The organism is Actinomadura sp. GC306 (assembly GCF_004348665.1).
In the GTDB taxonomy this organism is placed as follows: domain Bacteria; phylum Actinomycetota; class Actinomycetes; order Streptosporangiales; family Streptosporangiaceae; genus Spirillospora.
In genome coordinates this window covers 1-23,864 of record NZ_SMKM01000081.1, presented here as the reverse complement: position 1 = coordinate 23,864, position 23,864 = coordinate 1, and the positions used below count along the sequence as shown (strand labels likewise).

Sequence of the window (23,864 nt, the reverse complement as noted above, 5' to 3'; positions counted from 1 at the left end):
CCCCAGACCCGGCCAAACCTCGGAATCAATCCCAGCAATAAACCCCCAAAAGGGGTTCTTGCCTCAAAGAAATCCCCACCACCCCCACAAGAAGAGAGGGCGGCCACGGGGCGACCCGACCAGAAAACCGGTCGAGCCGATAAAGGCACTGGCTTTTAACACGCTGTTGAGTTCTCAAGAAACGGACACCCACCGCGCCGAACCCCGCTCCCGCGGACCCCGGCTCCGGGGCAACCCTTCTAATTTACCCGGTTTCCCGCCGCTGTCAAGCCGATCAACCAAGATCTTTTCGACGGACGGACGGTTCACCATCTCCCACGCAACAACCACACCCACAGGCCGAAGACCCGGAGAAGATCGTTTCGAAGGAGGCGCCCTACGGGCCGGCCACCGCTGGTGTCCAGCATCCCGTCTCGGGCTGTTCAGCCATCGTACATCAGTCCGAGCGCAACTCGGGCCGTTTCCGTGACTGAGTGTCTCCGGGGCCGGCCGCTCGCTGGCGTCCCGCATCCCTCGGAGCAGCACTGACGTTAAGGTCTCCCGGCGGCGCGGTCAAAATCGCGACACGCGTCTCCCGCGCATCTTCAGACGTCGAGCACACCATAGGTCTTGCTGACCTCGGCGTTCACCCACTACGTGCGTCGGGTCACAGTGAGGTAGCGTGCGCAGACCGCACGTCCGCGGAGTCCGGCGTTCCGGGTGGGTGTCCTCCCGACGGATCGCCGGCCGAGGTCAGGAGGAACGCCTCGTGAATGTGTCCGTCGCCATCCGCGCTTCCGCGGAACGTCTCGTGGTCGCAGCGACGATGGGGCCCACGGTCCATGACGTGCACGCGTGGCGGTTCAAGGTGGTCCCCGGCCTGATCGAGGTGCATGCCGACCCGGAGAGGCTTCGGCCGAAGCGGGATCCGGCGGGGCGCAGCCTGTATCTGAGCAGCGGGGCCGCGCTCGTGAACCTGCGGCTGGCGGCCGCCCAGCTCGGCCACGAGGCCGTTGTGCGACTGCTACCGGACGGTGAGCGTCCATCGGTTCTTGCGGCGGTGCGGCTCGCGGGACGTCACCGGATCACTCGCGAGGAACGGCTGCTCTACGCCGCGACGCTCAAGCCGTCCGCCGCGGAACGTCCGCTGGGCGGGGTCCGGCCGACCGTGCCCCTCGTCAACGAGCTGGGCGAGGCGGCAAGGCTGGAGGGAGCGGCGCTCCACCCGCTGCCGGGCATGCAGGGCTCAGCCGTCCAGCGGGCGGTGCTGACCTCCTTCGGGGACTCCCCCGCTGAGTTGATCCGCGCGGGGCAAGCGCTGCAGCGTCTGCTGCTGAGTGCCACGGTGCGAGGGGTTTCGGCTTCGTTCCAGGTCGGTGTGGACGTCCCCGGGGTGGAGGGCCTGACGCGGCCGGGCGAAGTGCCGCAGGCTCTCATCGAGTTCACGCAGCACATGGACGCCAGGCGGCTACTCGAGCCTCCGGTAGCCCGACAGCACGAAGGACAGCGGGACGGGCAACGGATCGGGGACGCGCTCTAGCCGTTCAGCGAGCACGTCCGCCGCCACGTGATGCGCGCTCGGCCCCATGCCCACGAGGGTCGCGACCTCTTCGTGCGTCAAGTCGGCCTGGGTGTCGATCTCCCGGCGCAGGTCGAGCTTGAAGTAGCCGGCCAGCGCGGCGTCCGTGCGTTCGGTCTTGCGTTCGTCGATGGTGAGGAGGCCCAGCGCTTCCACGAGCGGGCCGAGGTGCCGGGGGGACGGTGTCACCGTGAACAGCAGCCCGTCGTCGCGGAGCACCCGGTGGAACTCCGCGGCGTTGCGGGGTGCGAAGACGTTCACGACCGTGTCCGCGGCCCCGTCGCGCAGCGGGAGCGGGCGCCACAGGTCCGCGACGACCGCTCCGGCGCGCGGATGGGCTTTGGCCGCCTTGCGTGCCGCGTGTTTGGAGATGTCCAGGGCGAGCCCGGCGGTGTCCGGGGAGCGGTCGAGGATCCGGGCCGAGTAGTAGCCCGTGCCGGCTCCGGCGTCGAGGACGAATGCGGGGCGGGCTTGTGCGACGTCCCAGGCCAGGCGGTCGGCGAGTCCCGCGAAGTGGCCGGCGCGGAGGAAGTCGTCTCGTGCGCGCACCATCTCGGGCGTGTCGGCCGTGCCCGGACGGGCGTTGCCCGGCAGGAGGTTCGCGTACCCCTGCCGCGCGATGTCGAAGGCGTGCCCGGCGGAGCAGCGCAGTCCGCGGTCGGCCAGGGCGAGGTCCGATCCGCACACGGGGCACACCAGATGGTGGACGACATCGGCGAGCATGCCTCCATCATCGACCATGCGGTGCGCGGCGCGGGCGGCACCCGTGCGCTTCTTTGCCGACCCGCCATCGCCGCGCCGGTCCCGCTTCCCGAACCCGCCACCTGGGGCGACGGCGTCACCGGGAAGCGGCGGCGGGGCGGCTCAGGATTCCGCCGCGCGGCGGCGGACGTCCTCCATGTCGAGGCCGCGGACCTGCTCGATCACGTTCTCCAGCACCGATTCGGGCACGGCGCCGGGCTCCGCGAAGACGATCATGCCGTCGCGGATCGCCATCAGCGTCGGGATCGACCTGATCCCGAACCGCTGGGCCAGCTCCGGCTCGGCGTCGGTGTCCACCTTGGCGAAGGTGATGTCGTCGTGCTTGCCCGCCGACCTCTCGTACACGGGCGCGAACCTCTTGCACGGGCCGCACCAGTCCGCCCAGAAGTCGACCATGACGATCCCGTCGCCTTGGGCGACCTCGTCGAAGTTCTCAGCGGTCAGTGTGACCGTCGCCATGTCGGTTTCTCCTCAGTACGGGTATCAGGTCCTAGAGCGGCTGACAGCCTCGCAGTATTCCCCAGCCGGGAATCACAGAGCGGTAATTAGCGTTGTCCCCCTAGGGAGATCGCACCGGAGAAGGGTCAGGATGGCTGCAACCCGTACTAAGGGCGACAGGGTCGACGCTACCGACAAGGATCTGGTCGGAGCGTATCTCGACCGGATCGGCCGTACTCCCCTGCTCGACGCGCAGGAGGAGGTCGATCTGGCGAAGGCGATCGAAGGGGGCCTGTACGCCGAACACCTGCTCGCGCAGGGGGACGCGCCCGAGGGCGCGACCCGCGCCGAGCTGGCGGAGCTCGCCGCGGCGGGACTGCACGCGAAGCAGCGCTTCGTCGAGGCGAATCTGCGCCTCGTGGTTTCGATCGCCCGGAAGTACCCGACCGACTCGTTGCCTCTCATCGACCTCATTCAGGAGGGGAACCTCGGCCTGATGCGGGCGGTGGAGAAGTTCGACTACCGCCGCGGGTTCAAGTTCTCCACGTACGCGACATGGTGGATCAGGCAGGCGATCGGCCGCGGACTCAGCCATACCGCGCGGACGATCCGGCTGCCCGTCCACGTCGAGGAGGAGCTGTCGCGGCTGCGGCGCGCGGAGCGCCAGCTCGGCCGGGAACTGGGCCGGGAGCCGACCCGCGAGGAGCTCGCCGACACGCTGGGCACCGAGGCCGAGCACGTGGACGAGCTGCTGCGCTGGCGGCGCGACCCCGCGAGCCTGGACGCGACCGTCGACGACGCCGGCGAGACGCCGATGGGCGACCTGCTGGAGGACCCGGACGCCGTCACGCCCGAGGCGGAGATCCTCGCGCTGGACGACATCGAGGGACTGGCGCGGCTGCTGGACCGGCTGCCGGAACGGGAGGCCGCGATCGTGCGGGCCCGGTTCGGCATGGAGAGCGGCCAGCCGCTGTCGTACGCGCAGATCGGCGCCCGGTACGGCCTGAGCCACAACCGGGTACGGCAGATCACCGACCGGTCGCTGCGACGGCTGCGGCAGATGGCCGGCGAGACCGACCTGAGCGGGCGCCGGACGCTGGCGAACGCGTCGGGTACCGAACGGGAGCCGGTACGCGCCACCGCCGGGAGCCGCGCCGCCTAAGGCCCTCCCAGCTCCTCCGCTCCGTGTTCGACGAACGGGCGGCCCCGCGATCGGGGCCGCCCGTTCCTCTTCGTGCGACCGCTTCGCCCTGCGCTTTCAACGCCGTTGCTTCGTCATCGCGCTCCGTCCCGCTCCGGGGGTGGACGCATCCTCCGGGGCGGGCCGCGTGTCATAGCCTTTCCGTGTGACTACCTCCGCCATCGGGGACCTCGACGCCTGGCGCTCGTTCCCCGCCCTCCAGCAGCCCGACTGGGACGACCCGGACGAGGTCCGGGCGGTCGCCGCCGAACTCGCCGCGCAGCCCCCGCTCGTCTTCGCCGGCGAGTGCGACCAGCTGAAGACCCAGCTCGCGGACGTCGCGGCGGGCAACGCGTTCGTCCTGCAGGGCGGCGACTGCGCCGAGACGTTCGACGGGTCGAACGCGGACGCGGTGAAGAACAAGCTGAAGACCCTGCTGCAGATGGCGGTCGTGCTCACCTATGCCGCCAGCGTCCCGGTCGTGAAGATCGGGCGGATGGCGGGCCAGTTCGCCAAGCCCCGCTCCAAGCCGGTCGAGGTGCGCGGCGGCGTGGAGCTCCCCGCGTACCGGGGCGACGCGGTCAACGGCTTCGCGTTCGACGCCGCGTCCCGCCGCAACGACCCGGCGCGGCTGCTGAAGGCGTACCACTGCTCGGCGGTGACGCTGAACCTGTGCCGGGCGTTCACCAGGGGCGGCTACGCCGACCTGCGGCAGGTGCACGCCTGGAACCAGGACTTCGTCGCGAGCAGCCCCGCGGGCCGCCGCTACGAGCAGGTCGCGGGCGAGATCGACCGGGCGCTGACGTTCATGAAGGCGTGCGGGGCGAACCCGGACGAGTTCCACGGGGTGGAGTTCTACTCCAGCCACGAGGCGCTGCTGCTGGAGTACGAGCGGGCCCTGACCCGCATCGACCACCTCAGCGGGCTGCCCTACGACGTGTCGGCGCACTTCCTGTGGATCGGTGAGCGCACCCGGCAGCTGGACGGCGCGCACGTGGAGTTCCTGCGGCACATCCACAACCCCATCGGGGTGAAGCTCGGCCCCACCACGTCCCCGGACGACGCCCTGGCGCTGATCGAGCGCCTGAACCCGGAGGGCGAGGCCGGCCGGCTGACCTTCATCACGCGGATGGGCGCGGGCCGGATCCGGGACGCGCTGCCGCCGCTGATCGAGAAGGTGCGGCAGAGCGGCGCCCCCGTCGGGTGGATCTGCGACCCGATGCACGGCAACACCTTCGAGGCGCCGAGCGGGCACAAGACCCGGCGGCTGGACGACGTGCTGGACGAGGTGGCCGGGTTCTTCGAGGTCCACCGGGCGCTGGGGACGCACCCCGGCGGCATCCACATCGAGTTCACCGGCGACGACGTCACCGAATGCGTGGGCGGGGCGCACGGGCTCGCCGAGGCCGATCTGCACCAGCGGTACGAGACGGCGTGCGACCCCCGGCTGAACCGCGGCCAGTCGCTCGACCTGGCCTTCATGGTGGCCGAGCTGTACCGCAAGTCCGCCTGAGCGCCCTCTGCCTCGGGGCTTCTCGTGAAAGCGTCGGGCCGCCGACCAGCCGGTCGGCGGCCCGACGCTTTCACGCCGTTGCGCGCCTATACCGTTGCGCGGTCAGTCAGGACGTCCAGGGGGCGTCAGATGTCCACCTCGGCCCAGACGACCTTCCCGCCGGTCACGGGATCGGCGCCCCAGGAGTTCGCGAAGCGGTCGACGATGAACAGGCCGCGGTGCGACTCGTCCAGCGGGCCCGGCACGGTCAGCCGCGGCAGCTGGGAGGCCCGGTCGCGGACCTCGACGCGCACCCGGCCGTCGTCGCGCAGCAGCCGCAGCTCCAGCGCCGTCCCCGCGTGCCGGACGGCGTTGGCGACCAGCTCCGCGACGATGGCCGTGACGAGCTCCTCCCGCTCCATGAGCGCCCAGGTGCGCATGGTGCGGGCGGCCAGGCGCCGGGCGTACTCGACCGCCTCGGTCTGGGGCGCCGCGCGCAGCGTGGTCTCCGTCATCGGATCGGTCACCCCGCCGGCTCGCGGTTCTTCATCGTCTCTCCTCACCGCCCATCCGCCGGAGCCTCCTCCGCCGTCTCCTCGATCAGGAAACGGTCGAGGCCCGTCGTCTTCAGCACGTTCTCCACACGGCCGTAGGCACCGGTCACGGTGAGCGTGGCGTTCTGCGCGCGGGCGTGCTTGTACGCCCGGACGAGAACGTTCAGACCGGAGGAGTCGCAGAAGTCGACGGCCGCTAGGTCGACGACGACCGCGCGCTCGCCCGCGTCCACGAGCTCGGTCAGCCGGGACCTCAGCTCATCGGATGAGTGCAGGTCGATGGAGCCGCGCGCGGCGATCGTCGCGCGGCCTTCCTGTCGTGTCGTGTGCAAGGCAAGCCCCACGCCACCCCACCTTACCGATTGTTGGTCTCCATCATGACGCCCGCAGAACGATGAGGGCAACGTCGTCGTTCGACGGCTCCGGGCCGAAGTCTCGTACGGCGCGCTGGATCCGCGCGGCGACGGCTCCCGCGCTCAGTCCGGCACAGTCGGAAAGAAGATTCTCGAGGCCCTGGCCGTCGCCGAGGAGCCGGCCGCCGGAGCGCCGCTCGGTGACGCCGTCGGTGACGCAGAGCAGGACCTCTCCGCGGCGCAGCTGGACCGTGTCGGTGTGGAAGTCCACGCCGTCGAACACGCCGAGCAGCGGCTGCGGCGAGGCGGCCTCGCGGACCCTGCCGTCGGGGGCGAGCAGCAGCGGCGGCGGGTGCCCCGCGCTGCTCAGCCTGACCGTCACGCCGTCGCTGCGGCGGCGCGCCGCGATCTCGCCGTGCAGGAGGGTGAGCAGCCGCCCGCGCTCGCCCTCGCCGAGGATGAGCCGGTTGAGGCGGTTCAGCACGGCGGGGACGGACATGTCCTCGGCGGCGAGGATGCGCAGCGCGTGCCGGGCGAGGCCGGTGACGGCGGCGGCCTCGGGGCCCGTGCCGCACACGTCGCCGATGGCGAACCGCCAGGCGGCGGGTGCGCCGCCGGAGCGCCGCCCGCTCTCGAAGACGTCGTAGAAGTCGCCGCCGACCTCGCTGCCCTCGCCGGCGGGCTCGTAGACGACCGCGACCTCCAAGCCGGGGATCTCCGGGATGCCGGGCGGCAGGAGGCTGCGCTGCAAGGCGCTGCTCATCGCGGTCTGCGCGGAGAACAGCCGCGCGTTGTCGACGGCGAGGGCGGCGCGGCGGCTGAGCTCCTCGGCCAGCTCGATCGCGCTGCGGGGGAAGCGGTCGCCGGACGGGCGGCCGATGACGATGGTGCCGATGCGCCGGCCGCGGGCGATCAGCGGGAACGCGTAGACCTGGTCGGCGGCGGTGTCCCCGGCGGCGGCCCGGACCTCCCGCGGGGCGGTGGCGAGCCCGTTCCAGGGGCCGGGGACGTCCATCGGCGGGGCGGCGCCCGCGTGTTCGAGCAGTTCGCGGAGCCCGTCGGCGCGGGTCTCGTCGGCGTGCCACACGTAGGCGAGCCGGTCGGGTTCGGACTCACCGACGGTGTAGACGGCGCACCAGGTGGCCAGGCGCGGGACGACGAGCTGGGCGACCAGCGCCATCGTGCGCTCCTGGTCGAGGGTCCCGGCGAGCAGGTCGCTGGCCTCGGCGACGAAGCTGAGCCAGCCGCGCCAGGACCGTTCCAACTCCCCCACCCTGGCCTTCTCCAGGGAGAGGGACATCTCGTCGGCGAGCCGGCCGAGCCGGTGCCCGTCGGCCTCGCCGAACCGGCCGGAGACCGACGAGACGGCCACCAGCAGCCCGGTGAGGCGGCCCTGCGACTCCAGCGGCGCCGCGGCCAGGGACCGGGCCTGCAGGGCCGCGGCGGTCGGATCGGAGGCGTCGCCGGTCACCCAGGCGGAGCCGGCGCGGGCGGCGGGGCCGAGTCCGGCCACCGACAGCTCGCCGAGGGACACGTCGGTGGCGGTCCCGGCGGACGCGCCCATGATCAGGCGGCCGTCGCGCTCGGTCAGCAGCACGGCCGCGCCCTCGGCGCCGAGGACCTCCCGGACCCCGGCGACGCCGTCCTCCATGGACTCCACGGCCGTGGGCGAGCGCAGGAGCCGGTCGCCGGCGGCGGGAAGCTCGGCCATGCCGTCGCCGAGCGGCTTCTCGCGGGCGTGGCCGGCGTCGGCGCCCTCGCGGCCCGCCTCGCCCATGGCGTCGCGGACGGCGCGCTCACGGCGGGCGGTGCGGTCGCGGGAGGGCTCGCCGGGCGGCGCGCTCTCGCCCGCCCCCGCGGCGGGCGGCGAGGGCGCGGCGGCGTCCGCGGCGCCGGGCCGGGGCAGCCGGAACCAGACGCCCTTGGTGCGGCGGTCGTAGGAGACGCCCCAGGAGGCCGCGAGCCGGGCGATGGACGGCAGGCCGCGCCCGCTGGTGGCGGTCACGCCCGGCATGTCGATGCCCCGGGTGGGGTGGCGGTCGCGGACCTCGATCTCGATCTCCCCGGCCGCCAGCCGGCAGGAGACCTCGAAGGACGTGCCGGCGTAGGCGATGGCGTTGGTGGCGAGCTCGCTGGTGGCGAGGACGGCGTCGTCCGCGGCCTCGTCCATGCCCCAGTCGGCCAGCACCTTCCGGACGAACCGGCGCGCGTCCGCCACCGCAGGGGCGGCGGACGGGAAGGTCGCCGACGCCGTCTGCCGATCCAACTGCCGTCCCTCGCTCGATGGGTCACTACCGGGCCCGGCCATCGTGACAGACCGGTGGGCCGCCCGGCCACGAGGCCCGTGTGCCGGAGGTGAGGCCGTGGGTGCGGCCCGGGGGTTCCGGCCTCGGGGTGCGGCCTCGGTGCGACACGACAGACCGTAACACGAAGACTACAAGCTCAAACGCGCGGTCATCGCCTTCCGTTCACCTCCGTTGCGCGGAGGGCGTCCCAGCGCCGTACGGCGACGTAGAGTACAGGGTGCGGCCAGGAGGGGCCCTGGTGAAGGGGCCCGCGCCAACCGGCCGGCCGGTATCCGGACACCCGACAGTCGCGGGCCAGGAGGATGAACAGCATGCCGCGTACCGCGTCTCGTGCCCGCCCCGGCGGCGGGTACCGCGACACCGCCCCCCGCTACAGCGACGCCGACCTCGAACCGCTTCTGAGAGCGCTGGTGGCCGTCCGGGACGGCAAGGCGAGGTCCGAGCTGAACGTCCCGGGCGAGGGCGCCGTGGCGGAGGCCGCGGCGATCCTGGAGGAGATCCGGCAGAACGGCCACGAGCTGGCGTCGGGGCTGCACCGCGTCCGCCGGGAGATCGGCCGCGAGGGCCATCTGCGCGGGCGGCTGACGCCGGGCGCCCTGCGCGGGACGTGGGCGGTCGCGGTGGAGGACGCGAACGCGATCATCGACAAGCTGACCGACCTGGCCACCGGCATGAGCCAGGTGGTGGAGGCGGTGGCCGCCGGCGACCTGAGCCAGCGGGTCGAGCTGCGGGTGCGCGGCAGGCCCATGCGCGGGGAGCTGCTGCGCATGGCCAAGTCGGTCAACGGCATGGTGGAGCTGCTCGACCAGTTCACCTGGGAGGTCACCCAGTTCGCCCGCGAGGTCGGCACCGAGGGGCGGCTCGGCGGGCAGGCCCCCGCGCGCGGGATGACGGGCCGGTGGCGCGACGTGACGGCCTCGGTGAACGTGATGGCGGCGCGGCTGACGTCGCAGGTCCGCGACATCGCGGAGGTCACCACCGCCGTGGCGGAGGGCGACCTGACCCGGAAGGTCACGGTCGAGGCGACGGGTGAGCTCCAGGAGCTGAAGCTCACCGTGAACACGATGGTCGACCAGCTCTCGGCGTTCGCCGACGAGGTCACGCGGGTGGCGCGGGAGGTCGGCACCGAGGGACAGCTGGGCGGGCAGGCCAACGTGCCCGGCGTGAGCGGCGTCTGGAAGAACCTGACCGACAACGTCAACGCGATGGCGAACAACCTGACGTACCAGGTGCGCAACATCGCGCAGGTCACCACCGCCGTCGCCGAGGGCGACCTCGGCAAGAAGATCACCGTCGACGCCCAAGGCGAGATCCTCCAGCTCAAGGACACCGTCAACACCATGGTCGACACGCTGTCGGCCTTCGCCGACGAGGTCACGCGGGTCGCGCGGGAGGTCGGCACGGAAGGGCGCCTCGGCGGCCAGGCCAACGTGCCGGGCGTGAGCGGCGTCTGGAAGGACCTCACCAACAACGTCAACGGCATGGCGTCCAACCTGACGTACCAGGTGCGCAACATCGCGCAGGTCACCACCGCCGTCGCCGAGGGCGACCTCGGCAAGAAGATCACCGTCGACGCCCAGGGCGAGATCCTCCAGCTCAAGGACACCGTGAACGCGATGGTCGACACGCTGTCGTCGTTCGCGTCCGAGGTGACGCGCGTCGCCCGCGAGGTCGGCACCGAGGGCCGCCTCGGCGGCCAGGCCCGCGTGCCCGGGGTCAGCGGGGTCTGGAAGGACCTGACCGACAACGTCAACTCGATGGCGAACAACCTGACCACGCAGGTCCGCGGGATCGCGCAGGTCACCACGGCGGTCGCGCAGGGCGACCTGACCCGCAAGATCGAGGTCGACGCGCAGGGCGAGATCCTCCAGCTCAAGGACACCCTGAACACCATGGTCGACACGCTGTCGGCCTTCGCGGACGAGGTCAGCCGCGTGGCCCGCGAGGTCGGCACCGAGGGCCGCCTCGGCGGCCAGGCCCGCGTGCCCGGCGCGGGCGGCATGTGGAAGGACCTGACCGACAACGTCAACGGCATGGCGTCCAACCTGACCTACCAGGTGCGCAACATCGCGCAGGTGGCGACGGCGGTCGCGCACGGCGACCTGACGCGGCGCATCGACGTCGACGCGCAGGGCGAGATCCTGGAGCTGAAGACCACGCTGAACACGATGGTGGACACGCTGTCGTCGTTCGCGTCCGAGGTGACCCGGGTCGCCCGCGAGGTCGGCAGCGAGGGGCGGCTCGGCGGGCAGGCCGAGGTCGAGGGCGTGTCGGGCACCTGGAAGCGGCTCACCGAGAGCGTCAACGAGCTGGCCGGGAACCTGACCACCCAGGTCCGCGCGATCGGCGAGGTCGCCAGCGCGGTCGCCACCGGCGACCTGACGCGGACGATCACCGTCGAGGCGCGCGGCGAGGTCGCGGAGCTGAGCGACAACGTCAACCTGATGGTCGCGACGCTGCGCGAGACGACCCGCGCCAACGAGGAGCAGGACTGGCTCAAGACCAACCTGGCGCGGATCGGCGGGCTCATGCAGGGCCACCGGGACCTCATGCAGGTCGCCGAGCTGATCATGCGGGAGCTGACGCCGACGGCGACCGCCCAGTACGGCGCGTTCTACCTCGCGGAGAGCATCGGCGACGAGACCGAGCTCGTGATGATCGCCGGCTACGGGACGCGGCGCGGTCGGGTCGGCAACGTCCGGTTCGCGCTGGGCGAGGGCCTGGTCGGGCAGGCCGCGCAGGAGCGCCGGCCGCTGCTGATCGCCGACGCCCCCGCCGAGTACGTCAAGATCGGCTCGGGGCTCGGGGAGGCGTCCCCGGTCAACATCATCGTGCTGCCGATCGTGTTCGAGGACGCCGTGCTCGGCGCGATCGAACTGGCCTCGTTCGGCCGGTTCAGCGACGTCCACCTGGCGTTCTTCAGCCAGCTGATCGAGACGATCGGGGTCACGCTGAACGCGATCAGCGCCAACACCCGCACCGAGGCGCTGCTCAGCGAGTCGCAGCGGCTCGCGCAGGAGCTGCAGGAGCGCTCGGACGAGCTGCAACGCCAGCAGGGCGAGCTGCGGCATTCCAACACCGAGCTGGAGGAGAAGGCGGCGCTGCTGGCCCAGCAGAACCGCGCGATCGAGATCCAGAACTTCCAGATCGAGCAGGCCCGGCGGACGCTGGAGGAGCGCGCCGAGCAGCTGGCGATCTCCTCGCGGTACAAGTCGGAGTTCCTGGCGAACATGTCGCACGAGCTGCGCACGCCGCTGAACAGCCTCCTCGTCCTGGCCAAGCTGCTGTCGGAGAACCAGGACGGCAACCTCACCGGCAGGCAGGTGGAGTTCGCGCAGACGATCCACGACTCGGGGACCGACCTGCTGGAGCTGATCAACGACATACTCGACCTGGCCAAGGTCGAGGCGGGGAAGATGGAGGCCAACCCGCAGCAGCTGACGGTGTCGGCGCTGGTCGACTACGTGGACGCGACGTTCCGGCCGCTGTCGGTCGACAAGGGCCTGCAGTTCGGCGTGGAGGTCGCGCCGGACGTCCCGGCCACGCTGAACACCGACGAGCAGCGGCTGCAGCAGGTGCTGCGGAACCTGCTGTCCAACGCGGTGAAGTTCACCGCCGAGGGCGAGGTGCGGCTGCTGATCGAGCGGGCCGGCGACATCGACTTCACGCTGCCCGCGCTGTGGAACACCCCGGACGTCATCGCGTTCCGGGTGATCGACACGGGCATCGGGGTCAGCAAGGACAAGCTGCAGGAGATCTTCGAGCCGTTCCAGCAGGCGGACGGGACGACGAGCCGCCGCTACGGCGGCACCGGCCTCGGGCTGTCGATCAGCCGCAACATCGCGCGGCTGCTCGGCGGGGAGATCCACGCCGAGAGCCAGCCGGGCCGCGGCAGCGTGTTCACGCTGTACCTGCCCGCCCGCTACAGCGAGCGCGACGGGCGGCGCCGCTCGGCGCCGGCGAGCGGCGGGGCCGGTGCGGAGGAGTCGCCCGGCCTGGTGTCGGGCGACGCGCCCGCCGGTGCCGCCCTCACGGCGTCCGAGCCCGGGGCGGGGGACGGCCAGTCCGGGGAGAACGGGCTGGCGGCCGAGCAGCGCGATCCCGGCGGGGAGCGGGCGCGTGACGCGGGGCCGACGACGTCCGGGCTGCTGGAGGGGCCGCCGGCGGACTACCTCGACACCGTGCTGTCCGGCCGCAAGGTGCTGATCGTCGACGACGACGTCCGGAACGTGTTCGCCCTCACCAGCGTCCTGGAGGGGTACGGAATGGACGTCCTGTACGCCGAGGACGGGCAGGCCGGTATCGACGTCCTGCACCGCAACCCGGACGTGGCGATCGTGCTGATGGACGTCATGATGCCGGGCCTGGACGGCTACGCCACCACGGCCGCGATCCGGGAGATGCCGCAGTTCGCCGAGCTGCCCATTATCGTGATCACGGCGAAGGTGATGAAGGGCGACCGGGAGAAGACCCTGGAGTCGGGCGCTTCGGACTACGTGCCCAAACCCGTGGACGTCGACCACCTCCTTGACGTCATGCGGAACTGGCTGCAACCCTCCATCGTCCGCTGAGGAGGGAAGGGCCTGGGCATGCTTGTCCCGCCCGCCGGGCGAGGCCGTCGCCCGGCGTGCTCCGGAGCATGAGGACTGTTCAGTAGGGTCGCCGTGGGCGCCGCCGCGGCCGGGCGATCGCGGGGACCGGAATCGGAGAGACGCGCGTGGACGACAAGGCGAAGATCCTGCTCGTGGACGACCGCGAGGAGAATCTGATCGCGCTGGAGGCCATCCTGAGCTCGCTGGACCAGGACCTGGTCCGGGCGCGCTCCGGTGAGGAGGCGCTCAAGGCGCTGCTCACCGACGAGTACGCGGTCATCCTGCTCGACGTCGTCATGCCGGGGATGGACGGGTTCGAGACCGCCCGGGACATCAAGCGCCGCAAGAAGACCCGCGACCTGCCGATCATCTTCCTCACGGCCGTGAACAGCGACCCCGACTACGCGTTCCGCGGCTACGCGGCGGGCGCGGTCGACTTCATCTCCAAGCCGTTCGACCCGTGGGTGCTGCGCGCGAAGGTGTCGGTGTTCGTGGAGCTGCACAACAAGAACAAGCAGCTCCGCGACCAGACGACGCTGCTGCGCGAGCAGGCCGCCCTGCTGCGCGAGCAGTCGACGCTGCTGCAGGCGCGGTCCGGGGACGAGGCGCCGTGGGAGGCGTCGGCGCGGCGGGCCGCCGATCGGCTCGCGGCGGTGGAGGAGCAGGCAGAGGTCCTCGGCAAGCGCGCCCCGGACTCGCTGCGCGCCGAGGTCGACGAACTCGGCCGGCGCCTCGCCGGCCTCCGCACCGCGCTGGAGGGCGAGGCTCCGGACCCGGCGTGACCCGGCCGCCCGCGACGGGCGGCCGGAACACCGGCTACCCGCCCAGCGCGGCCCTCGCGGCGGCGATGCGGGTGAGGGTGCGGTCGCGGCCGAGGATCTCCAGCGACTCGAACAGCGGCAGGCCGACGGTGCGGCCGGTGACGGCGACGCGGACGGGCGCCTGGGTCTTGCCGAGCTTGAGGCCGTGCTCGGCGCCGACGCGCTCCAGCCGGTCCTTGAGCTCGCCGGCGTTCCACGGCGCGTCCCGGTAGGCGGCCTCGGCGCCGGCGAGGATCGCGGCGGCCGGCTCCTTCATGGCCTTGGCCCAGGACTTCTCGTCGGACGGCGGCTCGTCCAGGAACACGAAGTCGATCATCGGGACGATCTCCGACAGCAGCGCGATCCGGGTCTGCGCCAGCGGTGCCAGCTCGGCGAACACCGCGACGTCCACGTCGAAGGGCGCCTCCTGCAGGAACGGGAGGCACTCGGCGATGAACTTCTCCGGCGGCAGCGCGCGGATGTACTCGCCGTTGAACGAGCGGAGCTTCTTCTCGTCGAAGAACGCGGGCGAGGTGTTGACGTCCTCGATCCGGAACTCGTCGACGACCACGTCCCAGGGGACGATCTCGCGGTCGTTGGAGGGGGCCCAGCCGAGCAGCATCAGGTAGTTGCGCATGGCCTCGGGCAGGTAGCCCTCGGCGCGGTAGTCCTCCAGGGCGACCTTGTCGCGCCGCTTGGACAGCTTCTGCCGCTTCTCGTTCACGATGACGGGGACGTGCGCCCACACGGGCGGCTCCGCGCCGAGCGCCTCCCACAGCAGCTGCTGCTTGGGCGCGTTGGACAGGTGCTCCTCGCCGCGCACCACGTGGGTGATGCCCTGGGCCATGTCGTCGACCGCGTTGGCCAGCAGGAACGTCACCGAGCCGTCGGCGCGGGCGATGACGAAGTCCTCCAGGACGGCGTTCTCGAAGACGGGCTTGCCGCGCAGCAGGTCCACGACGGTGGTCTGGCCCTCGTCGGGGGTGCGGAAGCGCAGGGCGCGGCCCGGCCCGGCGTCGAGGCCGCGGTCGCGGCAGAACCCGTCGTAGCCCTTGTGCTGGTCGCCGGTGCGGGCGGTCACGGCCTCGCGGCCGCAGTCGCAGTAGTAGGCGCGGCCCTGGCCCTTCAGCGTCTCGGCGGCCTCGGCGTGCTTGTCGGTGTTGGCCGACTGGAAGTAGGGGCCCTCGTACTGCTCGCCGTCCATCCCGAGCCACGCGAGGGCGCGGATGATGCCCTCGGTCCATTCGGGGCTGTTGCGGGACGCGTCGGTGTCCTCGATCCGCAGGACGAGCGTCCCGCCGGACTGCGCGGCCATCACCCAGTTGAACAGCGCCGACCGGGCGCCGCCGACATGGAACATGCCGGTCGGGGACGGGGCGAACCGGACGCGCAGCGATGAGGTCGAAGACATGCCTCAAGGGTAGGGCGCGCGGGCCCCCGTTCGCGCCGGGACCCGCGCGCCCGCCCCCATCCGGTCCCCCGGGTTCAGGGCGTCCAGCGCGGGTCGCGGCCGGACAGCCCGATGATCCGGTCGAGGAGCGGCGCGTCCTCGGGCACGGGCACCTCGGCGCCGAACGCCCCGTGCTCGCGGCCCATCTCCACCGTCGCGGAGAGCCGCTCCCATTCGGTCCGCAGGACCTCGGGCGGGAAAGCGGGCTCGATCCCGGTGGCGGCGGCGAGGTCCCAGCCGTGGGTGACGCACTCGCCGAAGACGATCCCGCCGACGAACCGCGCCGGCATGCCGTCGCCGCCGGTGAGGCTCGTCTCGCCCTCCCACGCCGCCGGGTCCTGCCATGCCTGGGCGGTCTTGCGGGCCTGCTCGGCGTACCGCTGCGCCCAGCCCGGCTCGGCGGTGAAGTCGTGGTCCTCCCCCGGCCCGGTGACCGGCAGCCGGTGCGCGGCGGCCTCGCCTCGCCCGCTCCACAGGATCAGGTGGTTGACCAGCGCGCGCACGTCCCAGTCCGGGCAGGGGGTCGGCGCGTCCAGCCCGGCCTCGGGAATCCGCAGGACGATCGCCGCCGCGGCCTCCGCGGCGGGAAGCATCCGGCTCCGGACGTCCATGGTGTCTCCTTCGCTCAGCCGTTCGAACACGTGTCCACGCTAGGGAGGGCTCGCGGCGCGGGTATTGAAGGAACGCGACAGCGCTAGCCTGGTCGTGTGGAACGATCCCTGCCCGGTGGATCGCGGGGCATCCTTTATCCGCGGACGGGGCTGGAGCGCTTCCGGGTCGAGCGGTCCGCGCCGCCGCCCGTGCTCGCCCCGTTCGTCGACCGCTTCTGGGTCCTGCGCTGGGATCTGCGCGGGCGTGCTCCGCACCGGCAGCGGCTGCTCACGCTGCCGTCCGTGCACATGACCTTCACCAGCTACCTGACCGGCGGGACTACACGGGCGCGGATCGCGGGGGTGGTGCGCGAGGATTTCGCGGAGGAGATCTCGGACGAGGGGTACGTCGTGGGCGTGGCCTTCCGCCCCGGCGGGTTCCGCCCCTTCCTGCGCGAGGACGTGCCGGTCTCCGCCTTCACCGGCCGCTTCGCCGGGGTCGACGAGGTGTTCGGGCGGGAGGGCCTGGCCCTCGCCCGCGAGATCTTCGCGGCCTCCGGGCCCGGGGAGGGCCGCGAGCTGCTGAGCGGGTTCCTGGCCGGGCTGCGGCCGGGGCCCGATCCGTCCGCCGAGCGGGCCGCCGCGATCGTCGAGCGGATCGCGGCGCGGCCCGGCCTCCTGCGGGTGGACGAGCTGGCGGAGGAGGAGGGCCTGAGCCCGCGCGGGCTGCAGCGCCTGTTCCACGAGTACGTGGGGGTCGGGCCGAAGTGGGTCATCCGGCGGTTCCGGATGGCCGAGGCCCACGAGCGGGCCGTGTCCGGCTCGGACGTGGACTGGGCGCGGCTGGCGGCCGAGCTGGGCTACGCCGACCAGGCGCACTTCACCCGCGAGTTCACCGCGGCGGTCGGGACCTCTCCGGCGCGGTACGCGCGGGAGGCCGCTCCGGAACGGGGTGCGGGTTCGGGGCGCGCGGAGGGGTTTGGCACCATCGACGCATGACCGTCCCCCTCGATCCGTTCGACGACCTCGCCGCGTTCCGCAGCGTCGCGGCCGAGCGGCTCGGCGCGTTCGGGCACGAGACCGTCCCGGACGGGCCGCGTCTGCGCCGCGCCGGGGTCGTGCTGTGCGCGGTGGAGCACGGCGGCGTCCCCTCGGTGATCCTGATCAAGCGCGCCTACCGGGGCCGGAACGCGGGCCAGTGGGGCCTGCCCGGCGGGCGGCTGGAGGACGGCGAGACGCCGGAGGAGGCGGCGCTGCGGGAGATGCGGGAGGAGATCGGTCTCGACGCGGGGCCGCGCGACATCCTCGGCAGGCTCGACGACTTCCCCGCCACGTCCGGATTCGCGATCACGCCGATCGTCGTGGTCCTGGACGACCCGGGGCCGCTGGTGCCGTGCCCGGACGAGGTGCACTCCGTCCACCACACGAGCCTGCGCAAGCTCGCCGCCGACGACACGCCCGCGTGGGTTCCGCAGCCGGACGGCGGGCGGCTGCTGCAGATGCGGCTGGGGCCGGGCTGGCGCGTCCACGCCCCGACCGGCGCGCTGCTGTGGCAGTTCCGCGAGGTGGTGCTGCTCGGCCGGCACGCCAGGGTCGCCGACTTCGTCCAGCCCGACTGGACGCGCGAGTGACCCCGCCGCTCAGCACGTCCCGCCGTCAGCACGTCCCGCCGTCAGCACGGCCGCCCGGCGTCAGAACGTCCCGCCGTCGATCACGACGCGCTGCGCGGTGAGGTAGGACGCGCCGTCCGACACGAGGAACCGGACCACGGCGGCGACCTCCTCGGGCGAGCACACGTGCCCGAAGGGTGACGAGGCGTCCGCCTGCCGGATGTCCTCGATGCCCGTGGTGGCGCGGACCAGCCGCCGTCCCATGTCGGTGTCGACCACGCCCGGCGCGACGACGTTGACGTGCATGCCGTGGGAACGCTCCTCCTTGGCGAGGGTCTGCGCGAGCGCCTCCATCGCGGCCTTGCCCATCGTGTAGGGGGCGCTGAACGCCGGCAGCGTGTCGGTGATCACGCTGGAGACGAAGACCATGTCGCTGCGCTCGGCGCGGCGCATCAGCGGCAGCAGCGCCTGGCTGAGGTGGTGCGGGCCGAAGGCGTGCACCCGCAGGACGCGCTCCAGCTCGGCCGGGTCGGTGTCGGCGACGCTCTGCCCGCGGCTGGCGATCCCGGCGCTGTGCACGAGGATGTCGAGGGCGCCGAGATCGGACTCGACCCGCTCCGCCAGGGTGCGGCACTCGCCCAGGTCGTCGACCGAGGCGCGGAACGCGTGGCCGCGCGCGCCCGCGGCCTCGATGTCCGCGACGGTCTTGCGCGCGGCCTCCTCGTCGCGCCGGTAGGCGACGGCCACCGCGGCACCGTCGGCGGCCAGGGCCAGGGCGATCGCCCGGCCGATTCCGCGGCCGCCTCCGGTGACCAGCGCGGTGCGTCCGGCGAGAGAGGTCATGGGCGCTCCTTCGTCAGGGGGTGCGACGGTTACCCATCCTGCACGTATACCGCCGCCTGCGGTAAGCGGCCCCTGACGAAGGAGCCCGGGGTCACACCGGCCGCGCCTCGATGACGTGGTAGCCGGACGGCGGCAGCGGCCCGTTGAGCGAGACCGCGGTGAATCCGGCGCCTTCCAGCAGATCCCGGAACTCGGCCTCGGTGCGCTCCCGCCCGCCGGTCGAGACGAGCATGTTGAGGTCGTTGCGGACGACGCCCGTCGCCTCCGGCGTGACCATCTCCGGCATCACCTGCTCCAGGAGGAGCACCCGGGCGTCCGGGCGCATCGCCGCGCGGCAGTTCCGCAGAATCTCGGCGGCCTTCTCGTCGTCCCAGTCGTGGATGACGCTCTTGAGGACGTAGGCGTCAGCGCCCTCCGGGACGGACTCGAAGAAGTCGCGGGGGACGATCTCCGCGCGGTCGGCGACGGCCTCCAGCACCCGCGGCGCGGCCGCCAGCCCGGACGGCAGGTCGACGAGCATGCCGCGGGTCCCGGGGCAGGCGCGCAGGATGGCGGCGAGCAGCGTGCCGTCGCCTCCGCCGAGGTCGGCGACCGTGCCGTAGCGGGCGAAGTCGTGGGCCTCGATGATCCCCGGGGCGACGGCGCGGGTGTGCTCGGCCATCGCCGCGTTGAACGTCTCGGACAGCTCCCGCTCGGACTCGAAGAACTCGAACGACGTCCTGCCGGTCACGCGCTTCCAGGCGTACTCCCCCGTGCGGAGCGTCTCGGTCATGTCGCCCCACGTCCGCCACACGTCCGGGCCGCAGAACAACCTGATCAGCGCGCGGATCGAGTCGGGGGCGTCGGCGCGGAGCCGCCGCCCCTCAGCGGTCAGCGCGAACAGGTCGCGCTCTTTCTGTTCCACGACGTCCAGGCCCGTCAGGCCGCGGAGCAGCCGGTACAGGGACGGCGCGTGGGTCCCGGTCTCCTCCGCCAGTTCCGCGCTCGTCTTCGGCCCGTCCGCCAGGGCGTCGGCCACCCCGATCTCCGCGGCCGCGTACAGCATCTGCGCCGGCATGTATCCGAAGACGTGGTCAAGCAGTGGTGATCTCGACATCGTCGGCTCCCTTCTCGTCTCCTCCCGACGCTATGGAGCCCTTCCCCGGGCCGTCTTGGACGAATGCAACCTCCGCTCCCTGAGTCGCGCCAAGGGCTACCGCGACCCGGCCGACTGGTCATCGCCGCTCGCCTCGTTCCGCTGCGTGTAGGGCCCTGGGCACGCTCCGGGGCCACGCCTGCCGCGTGTCAGCGTGCGAGGGCGCGCAGCCAGGCCGCGGCGGCCGCGAAGTGCTCGTCGGTCAGGCCGGTCATCGGGTCGACCTCCACGAGCAGGTGCTCGGCGACGTCCGGCTCCCCCGCGATGCACTCGGTGGCGTCCGGCTCGTCCTCGAACCAGACGAACGGCCGCCCGTCCGTCCACGCGGCGACGTGGCGGGCCTTCCACGCGCCGAGCGTCCGCCCCTCCTCGATCCCGGGGAATCGCGGAATGGGCACGAACGGCAGTTCCGGCAGGCCGATCCTCGGCGCGATCCACTCGTTGGCGTGGTCGCACCAGTAGCTCGCCCAGGCCAGCTCCGCCCCGGCCGATTCGGTCAGCTCCAACAGCGACCGTCCGTGCCGGGGATTGAGCCATAACCGGAAGCTCATGCCGTTCGGCGAGCAGCGATGGCGTTTATAACCGCGGTGGGGTCTTTCGAATGGATTGAGAACACCATCGACGTCCAGGAGAACCAGAGGCGACCCCATGTACGGACCGTACGGCATGGAGGCACGGCCCGGTAGGGACCTCCCGGCCACGCCGGGAAGACATCGATGTCACCGGGTGCTCGTAAAGTGGACGGCCGAACGACGAGGAGCCCGGATGACGCATGAACTCACGCTGATGGCGGTCCACGCCCACCCCGACGACGAGGTGATGGGAACCGGCGGCCTGCTCGCCCGCTGCGCCGCCGAAGGCATCCGCACGGTGCTGGTGACCTGCACCAACGGGGAGCAGGGCGACGGCCCCGGCGGGGTGAAGCCCGGGGATCCGGGCCACGACGCGGCCGAGGTCGCCGAGCGGCGCCTCGGCGAGCTGCGCGAGTCGGCCGGCCTGCTGGACATCGCCCACCTGGAGCTGCTCGGCTACCGCGACTCCGGCATGGACGGCTGGTCCACCAACGACGACCCCGAGGCGTTCGCGAACGTCCCGCTGGACGAGTCCACCGGGCGGCTCGCCGCCCTCATGGAGCGCTACCGGCCGCAGGTCGTCGTCACCTACGACGAGAACGGCGGCTACGGGCACCCCGACCACATCCAGGCGCACCGCATCGCGATGGCCGCCGCCGAGCGGACCGGCGTGCCGGACAAGCTGTACTACACCGCCATCCCGCGCGAGGGCGTCAGGCAGATGGTCCAGGCCGTCCGGGACGCCGGCATCGACATCGGCTTCGACCCGCCGGAGGACTTCGGCACCCCCGACGAGCTGATCACCAGCATGCTCGACGTGTCCGCGCACGCGGAGGCCAAGCGCAAGGCCCTCCAGGCGCACGCCAGCCAGGGCGAGAACATCTTCCTGCTGCGGATGCCCGAGGAGATGCAGCAGGCCGTGTTCTCGTTCGAGTCGTTCGTCCGCCGGTTCTGCCGCGTGGAGGCGCCGGACAAGGAGGACGACCTCTTCGCCGGCCTCAGGTGCCCCGGCCCCGGTCCCGGCCCCGGGTGACGGGCCGGGCTTTCGTGCGGGCCTTGTAGTGGTCGAGGACGTCCTGGCGCAGCAGGTGACCGAACCCGGCCCGCTCGATCCGCATCGCCAGGGCGTCCTCGCCGATGCCGAGGGCGGTGGCCGCGGCGCTCAGCCGCCACTGGTGCGCGGCCAGCGTCTTCAGCAGGAAGCCGCGCTTGACCTGCGCGTCCGAGAGCCGGAACGTCTTCAGGTAGGCGATGCGGCCGGCTCGGTCGGTGATGCTCTCGCCGATGTGGTTCTCCCTGCGCAGCCCGAACGACGGCAGGAAGCGCGACAGCTCAAAGCCGTTGAGGGAGTGCACGAACTCGCTTGACCCCTCGTCGTCGAAGAGCTGCGCGGCCATGACCTCGTCGTGGAAGGCGGCCCATTCGTCCTGCCGCCTGCGCGCCGCCTCCCTCAGGTCGGCGAGGGAGCGGATCCCAGCGCCGTCGATGCCCGCCGACAGATCGCCCGCGGGCGCCTTCAGCCGGCCGTACAGGTAGACGAGCTCGCCGTACAGGTCCTCGATGAGCGTCGGGTGCAGCGCCCGGTAGTCGTCGGGGTGCGGGACGACGAACGCGCTCGCCAGCGCGTCCGCCACATAGACCAGCACGCCGCACTGCCCGGGGTGGATCTCGAAGACCCGCAGGGCCTCCTCCAGCCCGCGGACCTGCAGGCCGAGGTAGGTCTCCTCGCACCTCGGCGACAGCCCCTTCGCCACCGCCCTGCGCGACCACTCCGCCCAGACGATCTCCGGGCCGCCGAAGTGCAGCGCGAGGTAGCCCTCGACGGCCAGGTGGAGCGGCAGGAAGCGGAGCCGGTTCCCGCCCGTCTTCCTCGCCATGCGCCGCACCGCCCGTATCGCCATTCGCGGTGGTGCCGGCTCGGCGTCGCGGTCCAGCAGCCGCGTCCCGTAGCAGGCCGCGGGCTCCTGCTCGTGCTCGTGCTCGTGCTCGCTCCAGGTCGCTACGAAGGCGTGCGGGATGAACGACGTGTAAACGGTCCCGTCGCCGACGTCCACGAACGGCACCGGGTCGTCGTACACCTTGCGGTGCAGCCGCAGGCCCGGGACGGGTTCTTCGCGGACGAGGGGGACGAGCCGCACGCCGCCGCACACCTGCGCGGGGCGGGTCTCCATTCCGTCCAGGCGGAAGGTCATGACGCGTCCCCCAGGAAGCGGGCGGCCCGGTCGTCCAGATGGGCCCGCAGCCCGTCGAGCCCGACCCGCCCCTCGGCGAACCGGGCGAGCTCGACCAGCGTAGGCAGGTCCTCGGCGTCGCGGATCCCGGCGGTCGGCACGGTCGGCGAGAGCCGCCGCACGTCGAAGTCGTCGGCGTCGTACACCGGGTTGAGGTGGGCGATCATGACCCGCTGCCCGGGGGCCACCCGGTGGCCGGGGTCGAGCCGGGTCCGCCAGATCCGCAGGACGTCGCCGGCGAGGCCGGGCGGGGCGTTGTCGCAGCCGTCCGAGACGATGACGAGCCGCTCCGGCCCCGTGTCCAGCGCGTCGATGATCCGCTGCCCCAGCGGCGTCGGTCCGAACGGGTACAGCAGCAGCTCGTCGGTGCGTCCCGACGTCCACAGCGGCGTGTACTCCTTCGCGAGCGCCTCCAGCAGGTAGTGCGAGGCGAGCGCGACCGCCAGCGGGCGCCGGCGCTTCTGCCCCGACCCGATCGCCGAGTAGCTGTCGTCCAGGACCGCCGCGACCCTCCCCCACGATCCGCGCGCCGCACCCGCCGCCCGCCGCGCGGCGGTCCGCAGCGCGGCGGTCAGCTCGGCGCGGCGCGCGGCCCGAGCGTCCAGTGACAGGGACAGCACGTAGGAGGCGAGCCGGGTGAGCGGCATCTCCCGGAGGTCCGTGCGGACGGCGTCGCCGCCGCTCTCCTGCAGCCGGAGCCGTTCCAGGCGGGTCATCCTGGGCCGGATGTGCTCAAGGAAGACCTCGCGCGGAATCCGGTGCTTGGCCGCGAAGCCCTCGGCGACCGTGTACGGAAGCCCGTAGACCGCGGCCCGCTCGTAGTGCGCTCGCCGCCACTGCTCGAACAGCGGCGTCTCGAACGCCCGGACGCTCGACGGCGCGAAAAGGAACGCGCCCTGCTCCCCGGGGAGCCGCAGATGCGCGTGCCGCACCGCGGTCTTCACCGCTCCCCGGTACTTGACGAGGTCGAACGCCGGGTCGCGGCGCCCGGCCATCCAGTCCCGGATGATCGCCCGCGTCCGGCGGTTGTTGACCCCGCGGCGCCGCAGCTCGCGGAACACCCGGTAGACGCGGTGCTGCGGCATCAGCTCCAGCCGCCGGGCGATGAGCCCGCCCTCGTACCGGCGCCGCTCGATCCCCACGTCCTTCGCCCGCACCAGGAGGTTCCGGATGATGATCGCCGCGTTGTGGTCGTTGACGTCCAGCGCGAGGGCCGCGGCGTAGACCTCCCGGTAGTTCTCCAGCATGTACTCGTGCAGGAATTCCAGGCTCAGCCGCTGATCACCCGGTTCGTCGTGGAATTCCCGCTGGCCGGTCGAGGTGATCGCCGCGTTGACGAACATCAGCGCGTCCTCGCACGCGACCAGTTCCGCGAAGGTCTCGCTCATCGTCTCCGGG

The 23,864-nt window shown here is 72.3% G+C and carries 20 protein-coding genes; 8 read left to right on the top strand and 12 right to left on the bottom strand.

All coding sequences use genetic code 11. The features are described 5' to 3' along the window. The first annotated feature begins 748 nt into the window (after positions 1 to 748). On the top strand, positions 749 to 1,519 hold the full coding sequence (locus E1200_RS14315; RefSeq protein ID WP_243708554.1) for a hypothetical protein: 771 nt from the start codon (positions 749 to 751) through the stop codon (positions 1,517 to 1,519). Here E1200_RS14315 and E1200_RS14310 read toward each other — a convergent pair. Together E1200_RS14310 and trxA are read right to left on the bottom strand one after the other, a co-directional pair. Then, entirely contained in the window at positions 1,448 to 2,281 is an 834-nt protein-coding gene (locus E1200_RS14310) for a putative RNA methyltransferase (RefSeq protein ID WP_131952449.1), read from the bottom strand. The two genes, E1200_RS14315 and E1200_RS14310, sit on opposite strands and share 72 nt — an antisense overlap. Positions 2,282 to 2,422: 141 nt before the next feature. Further along, positions 2,423 to 2,779, bottom strand: a complete 357-nt coding sequence (gene trxA, locus E1200_RS14305; RefSeq protein ID WP_131952448.1) for a thioredoxin — start codon at positions 2,777 to 2,779, stop codon at positions 2,423 to 2,425. A 130-nt stretch (positions 2,780 to 2,909) separates the two neighbouring features. Here trxA and E1200_RS14300 point away from each other — a divergent pair, with 130 nt between their 5' ends. Both E1200_RS14300 and E1200_RS14295 read left to right on the top strand, forming a co-directional pair. After that, entirely contained in the window at positions 2,910 to 3,920 is a 1,011-nt protein-coding gene (locus tag E1200_RS14300; RefSeq protein ID WP_243708553.1) for a sigma-70 family RNA polymerase sigma factor, read from the top strand. Between the two features lie 184 nt (positions 3,921 to 4,104). Further along, positions 4,105 to 5,451, top strand: a complete 1,347-nt coding sequence (locus tag E1200_RS14295) for a 3-deoxy-7-phosphoheptulonate synthase class II (RefSeq protein WP_207933343.1) — start codon at positions 4,105 to 4,107, stop codon at positions 5,449 to 5,451. Between the two features lie 125 nt (positions 5,452 to 5,576). On the opposite strand, the gene E1200_RS14290 is transcribed toward E1200_RS14295, so the two are convergent. The 3 genes from E1200_RS14290 to E1200_RS14280 are packed head-to-tail and all read right to left on the bottom strand — an operon-like array spanning position 5,577 to position 8,603. Further along, entirely contained in the window at positions 5,577 to 5,945 is a 369-nt protein-coding gene (locus E1200_RS14290) for an ATP-binding protein (protein WP_243708552.1), read from the bottom strand. 44 nt (positions 5,946 to 5,989) lie between these two features. After that, positions 5,990 to 6,316 carry an STAS domain-containing protein gene (locus E1200_RS14285; RefSeq protein ID WP_243708551.1) on the bottom strand — a complete coding sequence of 109 codons (327 nt, stop codon included), beginning with the start codon at positions 6,314 to 6,316 and terminating at the stop codon, positions 5,990 to 5,992. Positions 6,317 to 6,359: 43 nt separating this feature from the next. Next, positions 6,360 to 8,603, bottom strand: a complete 2,244-nt coding sequence (locus E1200_RS14280) for a SpoIIE family protein phosphatase (protein ID WP_243708550.1) — start codon at positions 8,601 to 8,603, stop codon at positions 6,360 to 6,362. A gap of 351 nt (positions 8,604 to 8,954) precedes the next feature. On the opposite strand from E1200_RS14280, the gene E1200_RS14275 reads away from it, so the two are divergent. After that, positions 8,955 to 13,214, top strand: a complete 4,260-nt coding sequence (locus E1200_RS14275) for a HAMP domain-containing protein (protein ID WP_131952444.1) — start codon at positions 8,955 to 8,957, stop codon at positions 13,212 to 13,214. 146 nt (positions 13,215 to 13,360) lie between these two features. Further along, a complete protein-coding gene (locus tag E1200_RS14270) occupies positions 13,361 to 14,017 on the top strand; it encodes a response regulator (RefSeq protein WP_131952443.1) in 657 nt (218 codons plus the stop codon). 34 nt (positions 14,018 to 14,051) lie between these two features. Here the strand turns inward: E1200_RS14270 and gltX are convergent, their stop codons facing one another. Continuing rightward, complete coding sequence (gene gltX / locus E1200_RS14265; RefSeq protein ID WP_131952442.1) at positions 14,052 to 15,446, bottom strand: glutamate--tRNA ligase; 1,395 nt, start codon at positions 15,444 to 15,446, stop codon at positions 14,052 to 14,054. Between the two features lie 74 nt (positions 15,447 to 15,520). Beyond that, positions 15,521 to 16,096, bottom strand: a complete 576-nt coding sequence (locus E1200_RS14260; RefSeq protein ID WP_131952441.1) for a TIGR03086 family metal-binding protein — start codon at positions 16,094 to 16,096, stop codon at positions 15,521 to 15,523. A gap of 96 nt (positions 16,097 to 16,192) precedes the next feature. Here E1200_RS14260 and E1200_RS14255 point away from each other — a divergent pair, with 96 nt between their 5' ends. Next, a complete protein-coding gene (locus tag E1200_RS14255; protein ID WP_131952440.1) occupies positions 16,193 to 17,074 on the top strand; it encodes an AraC family transcriptional regulator in 882 nt (293 codons plus the stop codon). Further along, positions 17,071 to 17,706 (top strand): CoA pyrophosphatase, encoded by a 636-nt coding sequence (locus E1200_RS14250; protein WP_131952439.1) that lies wholly within the window; start codon positions 17,071 to 17,073, stop codon positions 17,704 to 17,706. The genes E1200_RS14255 and E1200_RS14250 overlap by 4 nt, the downstream gene beginning before the upstream one ends. Positions 17,707 to 17,766: 60 nt before the next feature. Here E1200_RS14250 and E1200_RS14245 read toward each other — a convergent pair whose 3' ends face one another. The 3 genes from E1200_RS14245 to E1200_RS14235 form a co-directional block, all read right to left on the bottom strand. Then, a complete protein-coding gene (locus E1200_RS14245; RefSeq protein ID WP_131952438.1) occupies positions 17,767 to 18,528 on the bottom strand; it encodes an SDR family oxidoreductase in 762 nt (253 codons plus the stop codon). 91 nt (positions 18,529 to 18,619) lie between these two features. Next, positions 18,620 to 19,624, bottom strand: a complete 1,005-nt coding sequence (locus tag E1200_RS14240; RefSeq protein WP_131952437.1) for a methyltransferase — start codon at positions 19,622 to 19,624, stop codon at positions 18,620 to 18,622. A 188-nt stretch (positions 19,625 to 19,812) separates the two neighbouring features. Then, positions 19,813 to 20,313, bottom strand: coding sequence for an HAD domain-containing protein (locus E1200_RS14235; RefSeq protein WP_131952436.1), 501 nt, complete (start codon positions 20,311 to 20,313; stop codon positions 19,813 to 19,815). Positions 20,314 to 20,428: 115 nt separating this feature from the next. Here E1200_RS14235 and E1200_RS14230 point away from each other — a divergent pair, with 115 nt between their 5' ends. Beyond that, positions 20,429 to 21,268 carry a PIG-L family deacetylase gene (locus tag E1200_RS14230; protein WP_131952435.1) on the top strand — a complete coding sequence of 280 codons (840 nt, stop codon included), beginning with the start codon at positions 20,429 to 20,431 and terminating at the stop codon, positions 21,266 to 21,268. Here the strand turns inward: E1200_RS14230 and E1200_RS14225 are convergent. Together E1200_RS14225 and E1200_RS14220 are read right to left on the bottom strand one after the other, a co-directional pair. Continuing rightward, positions 21,234 to 22,427, bottom strand: a complete 1,194-nt coding sequence (locus tag E1200_RS14225) for a hypothetical protein (RefSeq protein WP_131952434.1) — start codon at positions 22,425 to 22,427, stop codon at positions 21,234 to 21,236. The genes E1200_RS14230 and E1200_RS14225 overlap by 35 nt on opposite strands. Beyond that, a partial coding sequence (locus E1200_RS14220) for a hypothetical protein (protein ID WP_243708549.1) occupies positions 22,424 to 23,864 on the bottom strand: 1,441 nt, incomplete at its 5' end. The genes E1200_RS14225 and E1200_RS14220, both read right to left, overlap by 4 nt.